This window comes from Pseudomonas sp. P4_C8 (assembly GCF_056401975.1).
This window is the reverse complement of the sequence record NZ_JBFUIH010000037.1, coordinates 25,347-39,663: the sequence shown is the minus strand read 5'-3', so window position 1 is coordinate 39,663 and position 14,317 is coordinate 25,347. Positions and strand designations below refer to the sequence as shown.

General features: G+C 60.3%; 12 protein-coding genes. 8 read left to right on the top strand and 4 right to left on the bottom strand.

Features of this window, described 5'->3' with window-relative positions; translation table 11 throughout:
* The first annotated feature begins 4 nt into the window (after positions 1-4).
* The 3 genes from AC1DWM_RS21980 to AC1DWM_RS21970 all read left to right on the top strand — a co-directional run bounded on the left by AC1DWM_RS21980 (position 5) and on the right by AC1DWM_RS21970 (position 3,969).
* Entirely contained in the window at positions 5-1,051 is a 1,047-nt protein-coding gene (locus AC1DWM_RS21980; protein WP_223517205.1) for an ABC transporter substrate-binding protein, read from the top strand.
* Between the two features lie 393 nt (positions 1,052-1,444).
* Positions 1,445-2,575, top strand: a complete 1,131-nt coding sequence (zapE, locus tag AC1DWM_RS21975) for a cell division protein ZapE (protein ID WP_477796091.1) — start codon at positions 1,445-1,447, stop codon at positions 2,573-2,575.
* 80 nt (positions 2,576-2,655) lie between these two features.
* Positions 2,656-3,969, top strand: a complete 1,314-nt coding sequence (locus AC1DWM_RS21970) for a leucine-rich repeat-containing protein kinase family protein (protein WP_477796090.1) — start codon at positions 2,656-2,658, stop codon at positions 3,967-3,969.
* A gap of 120 nt (positions 3,970-4,089) precedes the next feature.
* On the opposite strand, the gene AC1DWM_RS21965 is transcribed toward AC1DWM_RS21970, so the two are convergent.
* Complete coding sequence (locus tag AC1DWM_RS21965; RefSeq protein ID WP_223517210.1) at positions 4,090-4,797, bottom strand: YebC/PmpR family DNA-binding transcriptional regulator; 708 nt, start codon at positions 4,795-4,797, stop codon at positions 4,090-4,092.
* Between the two features lie 233 nt (positions 4,798-5,030).
* Here AC1DWM_RS21965 and AC1DWM_RS21960 point away from each other — a divergent pair, with 233 nt between their 5' ends.
* On the top strand, positions 5,031-6,431 hold the full coding sequence (locus AC1DWM_RS21960) for a type VI secretion system Vgr family protein (RefSeq protein WP_477796110.1): 1,401 nt from the start codon (positions 5,031-5,033) through the stop codon (positions 6,429-6,431).
* Here the strand turns inward: AC1DWM_RS21960 and AC1DWM_RS21955 are convergent.
* The gene (locus AC1DWM_RS21955; RefSeq protein WP_477796089.1) at positions 6,428-7,819 is read right to left on the bottom strand and encodes an FAD-dependent oxidoreductase; all 1,392 of its coding nucleotides are present in this window, start codon (positions 7,817-7,819) and stop codon (positions 6,428-6,430) included. The two genes, AC1DWM_RS21960 and AC1DWM_RS21955, sit on opposite strands and share 4 nt — an antisense overlap.
* 70 nt (positions 7,820-7,889) lie before the next feature.
* Positions 7,890-9,215, bottom strand: a complete 1,326-nt coding sequence (locus AC1DWM_RS21950) for an MFS transporter (RefSeq protein WP_223517216.1) — start codon at positions 9,213-9,215, stop codon at positions 7,890-7,892.
* Between the two features lie 266 nt (positions 9,216-9,481).
* Here AC1DWM_RS21950 and AC1DWM_RS21945 point away from each other — a divergent pair, with 266 nt between their 5' ends.
* Positions 9,482-10,354, top strand: a complete 873-nt coding sequence (locus tag AC1DWM_RS21945; RefSeq protein WP_223517218.1) for a LysR family transcriptional regulator — start codon at positions 9,482-9,484, stop codon at positions 10,352-10,354.
* 95 nt (positions 10,355-10,449) lie between these two features.
* On the opposite strand, the gene AC1DWM_RS21940 is transcribed toward AC1DWM_RS21945, so the two are convergent.
* A complete protein-coding gene (locus AC1DWM_RS21940) occupies positions 10,450-11,310 on the bottom strand; it encodes a LysR substrate-binding domain-containing protein (RefSeq protein WP_223517220.1) in 861 nt (286 codons plus the stop codon).
* 109 nt (positions 11,311-11,419) lie between these two features.
* Between AC1DWM_RS21940 and AC1DWM_RS21935 the strand changes: the two genes are divergently transcribed.
* From AC1DWM_RS21935 to AC1DWM_RS21925, 3 genes are all read left to right on the top strand, one after another.
* Positions 11,420-12,529, top strand: coding sequence for a 2-aminoethylphosphonate--pyruvate transaminase (locus AC1DWM_RS21935; protein WP_223517222.1), 1,110 nt, complete (start codon positions 11,420-11,422; stop codon positions 12,527-12,529).
* Between the two features lie 151 nt (positions 12,530-12,680).
* On the top strand, positions 12,681-13,508 hold the full coding sequence (gene phnX / locus AC1DWM_RS21930) for a phosphonoacetaldehyde hydrolase (RefSeq protein ID WP_223517224.1): 828 nt from the start codon (positions 12,681-12,683) through the stop codon (positions 13,506-13,508).
* A gap of 187 nt (positions 13,509-13,695) precedes the next feature.
* Complete coding sequence (locus AC1DWM_RS21925; RefSeq protein ID WP_477796088.1) at positions 13,696-14,244, top strand: cytochrome b; 549 nt, start codon at positions 13,696-13,698, stop codon at positions 14,242-14,244.
* Positions 14,245-14,317: the final 73 nt, after the last annotated feature.

Here is a 14,317-nt window from a genome sequence, read left to right as displayed (position 1 = left end):
GCCAATGAATCATTTCAAACGCACTGCACTGCTCGGATTTTCATGCCTGAGCGCCCTGCTCACGGTTACCCAGGCTCACGCCGAGCCGACGCTTTATCTGGGCATGAACGGCGGGACCATGGAGCGGCTGTACGCCGACAAGGTATTGCCGGTTTTCGAAAAAGCCAACAACGTCAAAGTGGTCATCGTGCCCGGTACCTCCGCCGATATTCTGGCCAAGGTCCAGGCCAGTAAAGGCAACCCGCAACTGCACGTGATGTTCCTCGACGACGGCATCATGTACCGCGCCATCGCTATGGGCCTGTGTGACAAGCTTGAGGACAGCCCGCCCCTGGCGCAGATTCCCGCCAAAGGCCGAATCAAGGATCAGGCCGTGGCGGTCAGTCTCGGCGTTACCGGGCTGGCGTACAACACACGGTTGTTCAAGGAAAAAGGCTGGAGCGCGCCGACGTCGTGGATGGACATGGCCGACCCGCGCTTCAAGGACAAACTGGTGTTCCAGTCGATGGCTTCGTCGACCTTCGGCCTGCACGGCTTCCTGATGTTCAACCGGATCCAGGGCGGCAGCGAAACCGACGTCGAACCAGGTTTCAAGGCCTGGCCGAACACCGTCGGACGCAACGTGCTGGAATACATCCCGAGCTCGGCGAAAATTTCCGAGATGCTTCAGACCGACGAAGCCGCGCTGTTCCCGTTGACCCCGACTCAGGTCACCGCGCTGAAACTCAAAGGCATGCCGGTCGAATACGCACAACCGAAGGAAGGCGCCGTGGTGCTCAACGTCGCGGAGTGCGCCATCGCCAACAACACCCAGCCGGAACTGGCGCAAAAACTCGCCGCGTTTTTGCTGACGCCTGAAGCGCAAGCTGCCGCACTTGAAGACGGTGACCAGATCCCGTCCAACCCGAACACCCCGACCACCGACAAGACGCGCGGCCAGGTCGAGGCGATGAAGCAGTACCTGCAAACGGCGATTGCCATCGATTGGGATCAGGTCAACGAACAGCGCCCGGCGTGGAACGCGCGGTGGAATCGCAGCATCGAACGGTAGATAACTGCCCCCGCACCCAGCTCGGCAGCTCCGCTATCGATGTAGCAGCTGTCGAGCAGCGCGAGGCTGCGTCCGGCTTGTAGCAGCTGTCGAGCACCGCGAGGCGGCGTTCGGCTTGTAGCAGCTGTCGAGCACCGCGAGGCGGCGTTCGGCTGCGCAGCAGTCGTAAACCCCGCACACACGGTCCTTCTGGAACACCGCTTTGCCTGATTTCACGACTGCTGCGCAGTCGAACGCAGCCTCGTAGGCTCGACAGCTGCTACAGGCTGTAATCCCTGTCCGACAACCCGCATCGTCCATCGACATGACTAGAAGGAAAACTACCCATCTGGTTACACTACGCCGCCGCTGCTGCTCGGGGAGCCGGCCTGACGATTTCTGGATGTTATGACCATGGCCGCTCGACCGCCCAACCGTTCGCGACTGACACCACGCTTGCCTTCCTTGCGCAGCCTTTTGTGCAAAGCGCTTGCGGCGCCGGCCAGCGGCATCTCGGCGGGCAAAGTCGTCCACGAATACTTCCGTCAAAAGGCCCATGCCCAGGGCTACACCCTCAGCCACAGCCAGCAGCGAGTGATCGACTGCATGGCGCAGCACGCCACCGCACTGCTCGGCGAGTCGGCGAAAACGCTCCCCGGTCTTTACCTGCATGGCGCGGTTGGACGCGGCAAGAGCTGGTTGCTCGACGGCTTCTTCCAGGCGATCCCGATCGAGACAAAACAGCGGCTGCACTTCCACGAGTTCTTTGCCCGGTTGCATCAGGGCATGTTCACCCATCGCGATCAACCCGATGCGCTGGCAGTCACCCTCGATGAACTGCTGAGCGATTGCCAGGTGTTGTGTTTCGACGAGTTTCACGTCCATGACATCGGCGATGCGATGCTCATCACGCGGTTGTTCAAGGCGCTGTTCCGTCGCGGCATTCTGCTGATGGTAACGTCCAACTATCCGCCGGAAGGGTTGTTACCCAACCCGCTCTACCACGCGCGTTTCAAACCGGTCATCGAGTTGATCCACGCCCGCATGCACGTGATGGAGGTCGGCGGCCCGCATGACTACCGCAGTCAGGTGAAAACGCATGCGCAGCAGGTGTTTACTCAAGGGCGGTATGTCTGGCCGGGTAGCGTGACGCAACGCCAGGCATTGAACCTGCCCGAACGCGACGCCCTGCCGTTGCAACTGCCGGTCGGCACCCGGCACTTTCAAGCGCGGCACTGTGAAGCAAGGACCATCGGCTTCACCTTTGGCGATCTGTGCGATCACCCCACGGCGGTCATGGATTATCTGGAGCTGTGCCGGCGCTTCGATCACTGGATCATTGACGAACTGCCCAACCTGGCCGACTGTTCGATCGCCGCGCAGCAGCGTTTTATCAATTTGATCGACGTTTTATACGATCAGGACAAACACCTGACGCTGCTCGGCCAACAGTCGTTGCGTGAAAGCCTGGGCGGCGATGCCATCGATCTGGCGCGTACGCGCAGCCGTTTGGGGCAGTTGCTGGAGGTACGCGTACCCACCTGACAGGCGAGTCTGCTTTACCGCTATCATGTCGCCCATTTCCAGGCCCCTGCGCCTTCCCTTGATCAAAAGCGAACTCGCTCATGGATACCCTCGCCCAACTGCGCGCCGGCCAATTGACTGGCATCACCCGCCTGGACCTGGCTTGCGGCCTGACAGAATTCCCCCGGGAAATCTTTGACCTGGCAGACTCGCTGGAAGTGCTCAACCTCACCGGCAACGCCTTGCGCAGCCTGCCGGATGACCTCCATCGCCTGACCCGCTTACGGGTGCTGTTCTGTTCGGACAACCTGTTCACCGAACTGCCGGCGTGCCTGGGCCAATGCGCCGCGTTGACGATGATCGGTTTCAAGGCCAATGCCATCGAAACCGTCCCTGCTGCCGCGCTGCCGCCGTTGCTGCGCTGGTTGATCCTGACCGACAACCGCATCACCGAACTGCCTACTGAACTGGGCGACCGACCGTACCTGCAAAAACTCATGCTCGCCGGTAACCGCTTGCAGCGCCTGCCCCGCAGCCTGAGTCAGTGCCATCGGCTCGAACTGATTCGCATCGCCGCCAATCAGCTCAGTGAACTGCCCGAATGGCTACTGGCCTTGCCCAGCCTGACCTGGCTGGCGTACGCCGGTAACCCGCTGGAAACCGAAGCCGATGCGGCTGCACTGGAAGCCACGGCCCAGATTCCCTGGGATCAATTGCGTCTGGGGCAGCAACTGGGCGAAGGCGCTTCGGGGGTGATTTATCGGGCCACATGGCAACAACCGGGGCAACCGGCCATGCCGGTCGCGGTCAAGCTCTACAAGGGTGAAATGACCAGCGACGGTTCACCCCTGCACGAAATGAACGCCTGCATCACCGCCGGCCTTCACCCTAACCTGATCCGGGTCGAAGGCCGAATCGTCGATCATCCCGACCAGCAAGCCGGGCTGGTCATGCAACTGATCGATCCGAGTTATCGCAATCTGGCCGCGCTGCCGAGCCTGGCCTCCTGCACCCGCGACATCTACACCGATGACACCCGTTTCAGCGCGGGCGTGGCATTGCGAATCGCCCATGGCGTCGCCTCGGTGGCCAAACACTTGCACCGCCAAGGCATCACCCACGGCGACCTCTATGGCCACAATATTCTGTGGAACGAGCACGGTGATTGCCTGCTGGGGGATTTTGGCGCGGCGTCTTTCCACGCAACCTGCGACAGCCCTGAAAGCCGAGCGCTGCAACGGATCGAGGTGCGGGCATTTGGTGTGTTGCTGGGGGAACTGCTGGAGCGCATCGACTCGGGGCTGAGCGATATCGCGCGCGTAGAGCTGGAAGTGTTGCAAGAGCGATGCTGTCAGCCAGAGGTGCTGAAGCGGCCGGGGTTTAGCGAGATTGTGCGGGAACTGCAAGATAGGTGACCGCTGCGCGGTCATTCGCGAGCAGGCTCACTCCTACAGTTGACCGAGTTCGTCAGATAGAACTCAATTCAACTGTAGGAGTGAGCCTGCTCGCGATAGCGGTATTACTGAATAAGCAAATTACCCAGCCAGACCCACAAACATATCCTGCACATCATCATGGTTGTCGAGGCCTTCAAGGAACGCTTCGACTTCAGCCATTTGCTCATCGCTCAAACCGCTGACCGGGTTCTTCGGCTGATAACCCAGTTTCGCCGCCAACACAGTGAAACCTTGCTCTGGCAGTGCTTTTTGCACCGCATCCAGGTCCGCTGGCTCGGTCAGGAACAGGGTTGTGCCCTCTTCTTCACCTGGCTCGAAATCCTGGGCTCCTGCTTCAATGGCGGCCATTTCCGGATCGGCGTCCGGGCTGTCCGGGGACGCCTCGATCATGCCGACATGGTTGAAGTCCCACGACACCGAACCCGAAGCGCCCAATTGGCCCTTACGGAACGCCACGCGGATTTCAGCCACGGTGCGGTTGATGTTGTCGGTCACGCATTCAACGATCAGCGGCACCTGGTGCGGTGCGAAGCCTTCGTAAGTCACGCGATGGTATTGCACGGTTTCGCCCAACAGGCCCGCGCCTTTCTTGATCGCACGATCGAGGGTTTCCTTGGGCATCGAGGCTTTCTTGGCCTGTTCAACCACAAGTCGCAGGTGTGCGTTGGTGGCGGTATCGGCGCCGTTGCGCGCAGCAATGGTGATTTCTTTCACCAGTTTGCCGAAAATCTTGCCCTTGGCGTTGGATGCCGCTTCTTTGTGTTTAACCTTCCACTGTGCGCCCATTACTCACTCTCTTGATCTGTGGCGCCGAGACATCTATTGGCCGACGCGTTGCGCAAGTTTATACGGCCTAAAGTTGGCAATCGACCAAAAAATGCTGGCTGACCCACCGGCATCACGGATCGACATTTTCGCCAGTACTCGTAGGGCAATTCTGAAACGCCGATTTACGGTGACCATTGAGTGCCCTGGTTTCGTACCCTTCGCGTCCGTACTCCATGGCAGAAGCGCGTTCGATGCACAACGACAAGGAAAGTCTCTACACCCTGACCCTCCTCGACAGCGGATTGAGCCTGCAGGTATTGCAGTTCAGTGGCGCTGAAGGCCTGAACCAGCCCTATCGATTCGACATTGAAGTGATTGGCCTGGTGCCGGCGATGAACCTCGCCCCCCTGCTGCAACAACCGGCTTATCTGAGCATGGGCGATTACACCGGCATTCACGGCATTGTTCATAGCGCCAGCCGTGAACATCGCGGCTTGCATCGCATCGGCTACCATCTGGTGCTAGTGCCCTACGTTCAAAACCTCGATCGCCACCGTTGCCGTCGGGTGTTTCATCGCCTCAGCGTGCCGGCAATCCTGCGTCAATTGTTCCAGGAACATGCGCTGCCTGAGGCCAGCTATCGCCTGGAACTGGCCTGCGTGCACTACCCGCCCCGGCCGTTTTGCATTCAATACGAAGAAACCGACCTGATGTTGATGCAGCGACTCTGCGAAGAAGAAGGCATCCACTATCACTTCGAACATCGGCAAGACGGGCATGTGCTGGTACTGGCCGATGACACTCAGAAATTCCCCGAGGAGCCGCTGTTGCTGCCCTTTCAGGCCGATACCAGTCACGAGACTTTATTGCCGGTCATCCATGAGCTGTCCCAGCGTCATGACGCGCGCGCCCGACCTGAACGCCGAATCGCCCACAGTCGCGGCCCTCAAGCTACCGGTGACGGCGCAGCCAACCACACCTTCGCCAAATCATCCGTTTCGACCACACGACCCGCCCCCGAGCAGGCACACCGCGTGCAACTCAGTCGTCGGGGACTGGAGCGGTTGCGCTGCCAGCATCGGCAGATTGAAGGCCAAAGCAATCAAGCTGACTTGCGCAGTGGAAGCATCGTACAAGTGGCGGAGCATCCACTTTCGGATTTCAACGATCAGTGGCTGATCACCGATGTTCAACACGAGGGGCAACAGCCTTCAATCCTCGTCGACCAACGTCCTCGGCGCTACAGCAACCGATTCACCGCCATTCCATGGTCAACGGAATTCAGGCCCGCATTGACACAGCCCCGGCCGAACATTCCGGGCTATCAGACAGCGTTAGTGCTGGGCGCGGTCGGGCAACCGGCAGCGCTGGATGAACACAATCGAATACACGTGTGGCTGTGGCCAACACTGGAAGATGACGCGGATAAATCCACCGGCCTATGGCTTCCCGTGGCCCTCGCCACGGCGGACGGTCGGATTGATCCCTCCAGGCTGCCTATCGCCGGCACTGAGGTGCTCATCAGCTTTCTCGACAGCGACCCGGACCGCCCGGTGTTGTGTGCCGCCGCAGGCCGACCGCCAAAGCCTCCAGCCGCTTACCCATCACGCCGTGATGGACGTTTATTGCTCGATTGGCTGATCAATCGCTAGCCCTTGTCAGCCTTGCCGGCCGCTGCGGCAAATTTGGCCAGACGCACGTCCAGGTGCCGTGGCCGGCGCCCGTGATCTTCGGCGCGCTCCTTGCGGCGGATAGCGTTGCGCACCATCAAGGAGCCGAGGTAACGAATCGGCTCCGGTGGAAAAAACCCCAAGGGGCCGTTCACCAACGGCGAACGGGTCCAGGCGTTGTCCAGCCCCAAGACCATCGAAGCCAGAATCTGCCCACCCATGTGGCACGGGCCAACACCGCTGCCGGAGTAGCCGAACCCGTAGAACACATTCCCGCTGGCGCTCATCTGGCCAAAGAACGGCAGACCGGTGACCGAGCGATCCGACGGGCCGTTCCAGGTCGCCTCGACCTTGGCGTCGGCGAACGCTGGAAAGAACTCGCTCAGGCTGTCTTTCAACAACCCGGCGTACGGCGACGGCTGATCGAACACCGGCAACATCCGCCCGCCATAGGCGAAGGTGTTACCACCCTTGCCGAGCATGATCCGGCCGTCCGGGGTGTTGTGGTAGTAGTGCACGAAAATCCGTGAATCGAGCACGGTGACACCGCTGGTCAGGCCAATTTCGTTAAGCAGATCAGGGCGTGGTTCGGTGATCAGCATGTCGCTGGAGACAATCGCCACGCTACGCTCGAACTGCGGGAACGCCCGGGCCATCCAGGCGTTCATCGCCAGTACCACCCGGTCCGCGCGAACCGTGCCGTTGGGGGTTTGAATCCCCGCCGGCTTGCCCTCCTCCAACCCGGTCATCGCGGTGTTCTCGTGAACTCTCACGCCCAGCTGCAACGCCACCCGCCGCAAGCCGCGCACCAGTTTGCCCGGTTGCACACTGGCGGCCGCCGGGGAAAACCAGCCCTCCAAATGCTTGCTGGAACCGGCCATGCGTTGCACGTCGGCGACCGGACGCTGGGTGAACGAGTTGATGCCATTGCGCTCCAGCGCGGCAATCACTGCATCGGTCGAGCCACACTGGGCGCGATTGGTCGCGGTGTAGAGCGTGCCATCGAGACGGTAATCGGCATCCACGCCGTACTGTTCGCAGAAGGTGCCAATCGCGTAAATGCTGCGCTCGGATTCCTTGACCAGGCGCACCGCTTCCTCGACACCGAACAGCCGCTCCAGGGTGAAGTACTTGGCCGACCACGACAGCGCGCAACCGCCGTTGCGGCCACTGGCGCCGGCACCGCAGATGTCGGCCTCGATCAGCACCACGTCGAGTTCGGGGTTCTGCTCCTTGAGCATGATCGCGGTCCACAATCCGGTGTAGCCGCCACCGACGATGCACACATCCGCGCGGGTGTCGCCGTCCAGTGCCGGGCAGGTGTCAGACGTCTCAGCCTTTAAGGCCTGGTCCAGCCAAAAGGGTCTCATGGGGAAAATCTCCAGTCAGATGCCCACACGACAGCCCGCCGCCAGTGCAGCAGGCTGCGAGGGGCAGGATTCAGGTACGCAGGGGTTTGATGGCCATCGCCCGATTGGGCACGAATGGGTAGTTGGTACGCAGGCCAGCCGGGCGGCTGTTCCAGTGGGGGATCAACACCAGGGCCGAGAACAAGGCGCAACCGGCGAAGACAATGAACACGGTGACCGAGTCGAAGTAACCCGGCAGCAATCCACCGAGAATCGCCCCGACCGAACCGCAACCATTGACGAAACCCGCCGCCGTCGCGCCCGCCTTGGCGGTGCCGAAATCAATCGCTGCCGCGCCGCTGATCATCGAGTCCGGTCCGTACAGAGTCAGGCCCATGACAAACAACAGCACGACCACCAGCAAGACGCTGCCGGTGTGCAGGGCGCCCATGAACAAGGCCAGGGTCACCGTCAGCGCCAACAGACTGAGGACGCAGGCCGGCATGCGTCGGGCACCGAACACCTTGTCCGACGCCAGACCGAGCAGAATGGGCCCGAGCAACCCGGCCAGTTCAAACGCGGTCGGGATGATCGCCGCGCCAACCTTGCCCACCGTCGGCATTTGCTCGAAGACGATCACCGGGCCCCACAGCAGAATCGCGTAGCGCGCCGGTTTCAGCAGAAAGTACGCCAGGCCCAGCACCAGCACCGTCCGGTTGCGCAGGATTTCCTTCAAGGGCTCCATAATGCTGATCTTGCTTTGGGCGTCAGCCTCTTCAGCCGTCAACTCGGGTTCGAGGTCTACCGCCGGTAGACCCACGTCTTGCGGCTTGTTGCGTTGAAAAATAAAAAACAGCACGGCGACCAGCCCAACCACCGCCGCACTGGAAATGAACGCCGCATGCCAGGTGCCGATCAGCGTATACGCCCACCAGCCCGCAAACGGCGATGCCACCAGCCCACCAAAGGCATAGCAGGAACTCCATAACCCCAGCACTCTGCCGCGCTGTTGCGCGGGGAAGAAACTGCCGAGGTTCTTACACAGCCCGGACCAGCCAGTGGACTGCGCCAAACCTTGAATCAACATGCAGGTCGCGAAGATCGGCAGTGTCGCGTAAGTGCCCATCACCAGCGCTGCCGCCGCCGAAATCAGTAACCCGCCGAGCACCACGACCCGTGGGCCAAAGCGGTCGGCGAGCATGCCCCAGGTGAACTGCCCAAAGGCGTACGCCGCCAGGTAGATCGCGTCGAGGTTGGCCATGGCCATTTTGTCGAGCATGAAGGTGGGGTCTTCGGCGATCCCCAGTTTTGCCACGGAAAACGCTTTGCGGGTGAAGTAGAAAGCGGCGTAGGCGAGCCAGGTGATCGCAAAGATCTGCACGCGCCAACGCTTGATGGTGCCGATGGGATTGTTCATTGTGGTTCTGACCTCAGGGTGTGAGTGTGCCGGCAGAATGGGTAGAAACGCCTGTGTTTTTATTGTTGAGCACTGCGATATCGCTGTTTCCCTGTGGCGATACCGGTCAGATGAGTCCTGCTGTTGCGCGCACAGGCTCATGGCCACCGATGCTGTTCGACTGACCAGTCACCGGGGCTGAGGTGGATAAAAACAATTACTGATTAATAAGTGAAATCGATTTATCGTATTTCAAAAATAAGCTCAACTTGTTACTAGAGGTTTCGATGTCGGTTTCCCACGCCCAACTCAAAGCCTTCCACGCCGTGGCCGTCCACGGAAGCTTTACCAAAGCCGCCGAGCGGTTGTTCCTCACGCAACCGGCCATTTCCGACCAGGTACGCAAACTCGAAGAGCGCTTCGGTGTGTTGCTGTTCCACCGCAACAAACGCTCGGTGCGCCTGACGGATCTGGGCGAGCGCTTGCTCGCCATCACGCAGCGACTGTTCGTGATTGAGGCCGAAGCGCAGGAGCTGTTGCAGGATTCCCAGGCGCTGCAAACCGGCAGCCTGATCCTCGCGGTGGATGCACCGGTGCACGTGCTGCCGCAGATCGCGCGGTTCTGCGAACGCTATCCGGGCATCAGTGTGAAGATTGAAACCGGCAACACCGATGAGTCGCTGTTTCGCCTGTTCAACTATCAGGCTGACCTCGCTTTGCTGGGGCGGGATGTCAGCGATGAACGGCTGATCTCATTGCCACTGCGCAATGACCCGATGGTGGCGTTTGTTTCACGCCATCATCCGTGGGCGGATCGCGAGTCGATCTGTCTCGCGGACCTGGATGACACGCCGTTGGTGCTGCGGGAAATCGGTTCGGTGACGCGCCAGACACTGGAAGAGGAAATGGCCCGGGCGGGGTTTCGCATTCGCCCGGCGATCCAGGTGGAAGGACGGGAAGCGGCGCGGGAGGCGGTGGTGGTCGGGATTGGCGTTGGGGTGGTGTCGGCGGCGGAATTTGGTGCTGACTCGCGGGTGTGTGCGTTGCCGATTACCGATTGCACACGGCGATTGACCGAGACACTGGTGTGCTTGCGCGAGCAGAGCTCGCGGCGGGTGGTGGCGACGTTTCTGGAGATGCTTCGCGAGAGTCTTGTTTAGGCAGGTCTGGCCCCTTCGCGGGCAAGCCTTGCTCCTACGGGAGGAAACGCCATTCCTGTAGGAGCAAGGCTTGCCCGCGATGACCGCGCCTCGGTTTATCTGGAAGGTGCTAATCCAAAAAACGCCTGTATCAAGCGCAAATCCCGCCGCCGCTCCATGCACCCGATCATGTGCCGGTTCACCAGTCCTTCCCCCACAATCGGCACCGCCGCCACCCGTGGGTCATGGCTGACTTCTACCGACGACACCACGCCCACCCCCAATTCCGCCGCCACGGCCTCGGTCACCGCTTCCCGACTGTCAAGTTCCAGCAACACCCGTGGATTGACCACCGCCGCCGCGCAGGCTTCATCGAACGTGCGTCGGGTAATCGAACTCGGTTCACGCAACACCATGATCACCTGATCCAGTTCATTGAGCTTCACGCTGTTCGCCTTGGCCCAAGGATGGCTTTCAGGCACCAACGCACAAATCCGCGATTCACTCAGCGCCTGCAAATGCAGGCCTTTGCGCGGTTCAACCTCGGTCAGCACCGCCACGTCAGCATGCTCGGACAATAACGCCGTCAGGGTTTCCTGGGCATTGCCCAGCCGCAGGTTCACGGTGATGCCCGGGTAGCGCGCGCGCAGACTGGCCAACATCGGCATCACCAAGTGTGGTCCATCTGCCGCCACTTCCAGGCGCCCGGTCAGCAACTGCCGGTTCGCTTCAAGCATCACCTGCGCCTCTTCCGCCAGGCCGAACATGGCCCGAGTGATCGCGGCCAGTTTGGTGCCCTCTTCCGTCAGCTCCACTCGTCGTGCGGTACGACGCAACAAGGTGATCTGGTAATGCTCCTCCAGGGCCTTGATGTGCCCGGTCACCGCCGGCTGACTGATAAACAACCGCGTCGCAGCTCGGGTGAAGCTGCCTTCGCGGGCCACGGCGTCAAAGGCTCGAAGCTGGAACAGGTTCATGAATAACTCTCGCTGATGGTTGGCATAACAACAAACAATTTGATTGATACAACCGCAAATTGCAATTTATGTCCCGTAGCTTCATCCCATCAAATGCGAGGACACGAGAATGAGTACTGCCGAACCCATCCTGCTCACCCCCGGCCCACTGACCACATCGACCCGCACCCGTCAGGCGATGATGGTCGACTGGGGTTCATGGGATGACCGCTTCAATCAACTGACCGCCAGCCTGTGCGAGCAATTGCTGGCCATCATCAACGGCGGCGCCAGCCACCACTGCGTGCCCCTGCAAGGTAGCGGCACCTTCGCGGTCGAGGCAGCGATCGGCACGCTGGTGCCCCGCGACGGCAAAGTGCTGGTGTTGATCAACGGCGCCTACGGCAAACGCCTGGCGAAAATCTGCGAAGTGCTCGGTCGCTCTTTCAGCACTTTCGAGACCGCTGAAGACGAACCGACCACCGCTGCCGACGTCGACCGCCTGCTGCACGCCGACCCCAGCATCACGCATGTCGCACTGATTCACTGCGAAACCAGCACCGGCATCCTCAACCCGCTGCCGGAAATTGCCGACGTCATTGCCCGACACGGCAAACGCCTGATCATCGACGCCATGAGTTCGTTCGGCGCGCTGCCGGTGGATGCACAACAGGTGCCGTTCGACGCCCTGATCGCCGCGTCCGGCAAATGCCTGGAAGGCGTACCGGGCATGGGTTTCGTCTTCGCTCGCAAAGAGTCATTGGCCAACGCCGCCGGCAACTCGCACTCGCTGGCGATGGACCTGTTCGACCAGCACACCTACATGGCCAAGACCGGTCAATGGCGCTTCACTCCGCCGACCCATGTGGTCGCGGCGCTGCACGAAGCCTTGCTGCAATACAACGAAGAAGGTGGCTTGCCGGCGCGTCATCAGCGCTATGCCGACAACTGCAAAGTGCTGCTTGATGACATGGCCCAACTTGGCCTGCGCAGCTTCCTGCCCGCCGCGATTCAGGCGCCGATCATCGTCACGTTCCACGCACCGAAAGATCCGCGTTACCAGTTCAAGGAATTCTACGAACGGGTCAAGGCCAAGGGTTTCATCCTCTACCCCGGCAAATTGACTCAGGTTGAAACCTTTCGTGTCGGCTGCATCGGCCACGTCAATCAGACCGAGATGCACGCGGCCGTGGCGGCGGTTGCCGAAGCTTTGCGCGAGATGGAAGTGTTAGAGATCTAAACCACACCACCTTCCCCTGTGGGAGCGAGCCTGCTCGCGATAGCGGTCCGACATTCACCATCAATGTCAACTGACAGAGCCTCATCGCGAGCAGGCTCACTCCCACAAAAAGCTGCTCCCCATAGCCAGTTTTCACAGGAAAATAGTCACCATGAACTACGCAAACCCAACCAAACTGCAAGCCGCCATCCTCGACTGGGCCGGCACCGTCGTTGACTTCGGTTCCTTCGCACCTACCCAGATTTTTGTCGAAGCCTTCGCCGAATTCGACGTTCAGGTCTCCATCGAAGAAGCCCGAGGGCCGATGGGCATGGGCAAGTGGGACCACATCCGCACCCTGTGCGATCAGCCGAAAGTCGCCGAGCGTTATCGCGCCGTGTTCGGCCGCGCACCGACCGACGACGATGTCACCGCCATCTACAAACGCTTCATGCCGCTGCAAATCGAAAAAATTGCCGAACACTCGGCCCTGATTCCGGGCGCACTGGAGACCATCGCCAACCTGCGCCAACAAGGGATCAAGATCGGCTCGTGCTCCGGTTACCCGAAACAGGTCATGGATAAAGTGGTCGAACTGGCCGCCACCAACGGTTACGTCGCCGACCACGTGGTCGCCACTGACGAAGTCCCCAACGGTCGTCCGTGGCCTGCTCAGGCTTTAGCGAATGTGATTGCGCTGGGCATTGACGATGTCGCCGCCTGTGTGAAGATCGACGACACCGTGCCGGGCATTCTCGAAGGTCGTCGTGCCGGCATGTGGACCGTGGCGCTGATCTGCTCGGGCAACGCGCTGGGCCTGGACTACGAAGGCTATCGCGCCCTCGGCAGCGAGAAACTGAACAGCGAACGCAAGCGTATCCACGCGATGTTCGAAAGCTCACGCCCGCACTACATGATCGACACCATCACCGACTTGCCGGAAGTGATTGCCGACATCAACAAGCGCCTGGCCAATGGTGAGATGCCGCAAAGCAGCTGATCGCGGTTCTCTGCGCATAAAAAGCGCCCGTCCCCCAAAGGAACGGGCGCTTTTTTATTGCCAATCACTTGATCCAGAGCCTTGAACACTCAAATAGCCACAGGCAAATCCACCAAATCGGATTACAGTAAAGGAACACCGTCGGACAAGAACGGTGGCTTTAGACCAGACCTGTGAGGAACACCCTATGCCATGGAAGAATTCCGAATCACGCTACAGCACCGTATCGATCACGCTGCATTGGTTGATGCTGGTCTTGCTGGCGCTGGTATACGCCAGTATCGAGTTTCGCGGGATCTTCCCTAAAGGCAGTGGCGGTCGAACGCTGATCGTCGAATCGCACTTCTTGCTGGGCCTGACTGTGTTCGTGCTGGTCTGGTTCAGGTTATTCGCCCGCAGCCTGGGGCCCGCACCGCAGATCTTCCCCGCCTCGCCTCACTGGCAAACCACACTCGCGAAGTTGATGCACTGGGCGTTGTACATTTTTATGATCGCGATGCCGATTCTCGGGTGGCTGGTGACCAGCGCCAAGGGTAATCAAGTGATGTTTTACGGGTTTGACCTCCCGATGCTGGTGGCGGAAGACAAGGACTTCGCCAAACAGCTCCAGGGCTGGCACGTGCTCGGCGGCACCATCGGCTACTGGCTGATCGGCTTGCACGCCGTGGCCGGGATCTATCACCACTATGTGGTGGGGGATAACACCTTGCTGCGGATGATGCCTAAAAGCAAATGAGCACGGTTGAACGCGTTCCTGTAATTGGATGGACTCGCCCAAGCCGAGGCGTCTTTGCGCCACGGTGGCGTAG

Bases quoted from the DNA above. Each gene is read 5' to 3' on its own strand.
- AC1DWM_RS21925 (WP_477796088.1), top strand. From the start codon at position 13,696: ATGCCATGGAAGAATTCCGAATCACGCTACAGCACCGTATCGATCACG.
- AC1DWM_RS21970 (WP_477796090.1), top strand. From the start codon at position 2,656: ATGGATACCCTCGCCCAACTGCGCGCCGGCCAATTGACTGGCATCACC.
- AC1DWM_RS21960 (WP_477796110.1), top strand. From the start codon at position 5,031: ATGCACAACGACAAGGAAAGTCTCTACACCCTGACCCTCCTCGACAGC.
- AC1DWM_RS21940 (WP_223517220.1), bottom strand. From the start codon at position 11,310: ATGAACCTGTTCCAGCTTCGAGCCTTTGACGCCGTGGCCCGCGAAGGC.
- AC1DWM_RS21945 (WP_223517218.1), top strand. From the start codon at position 9,482: ATGTCGGTTTCCCACGCCCAACTCAAAGCCTTCCACGCCGTGGCCGTC.
- zapE (WP_477796091.1), top strand. From the start codon at position 1,445: ATGGCCGCTCGACCGCCCAACCGTTCGCGACTGACACCACGCTTGCCT.
- AC1DWM_RS21980 (WP_223517205.1), top strand. From the start codon at position 5: ATGAATCATTTCAAACGCACTGCACTGCTCGGATTTTCATGCCTGAGC.
- AC1DWM_RS21955 (WP_477796089.1), bottom strand. From the start codon at position 7,819: ATGAGACCCTTTTGGCTGGACCAGGCCTTAAAGGCTGAGACGTCTGAC.
- AC1DWM_RS21950 (WP_223517216.1), bottom strand. From the start codon at position 9,215: ATGAACAATCCCATCGGCACCATCAAGCGTTGGCGCGTGCAGATCTTT.
- AC1DWM_RS21965 (WP_223517210.1), bottom strand. From the start codon at position 4,797: ATGGGCGCACAGTGGAAGGTTAAACACAAAGAAGCGGCATCCAACGCC.
- AC1DWM_RS21935 (WP_223517222.1), top strand. From the start codon at position 11,420: ATGAGTACTGCCGAACCCATCCTGCTCACCCCCGGCCCACTGACCACA.
- phnX (WP_223517224.1), top strand. From the start codon at position 12,681: ATGAACTACGCAAACCCAACCAAACTGCAAGCCGCCATCCTCGACTGG.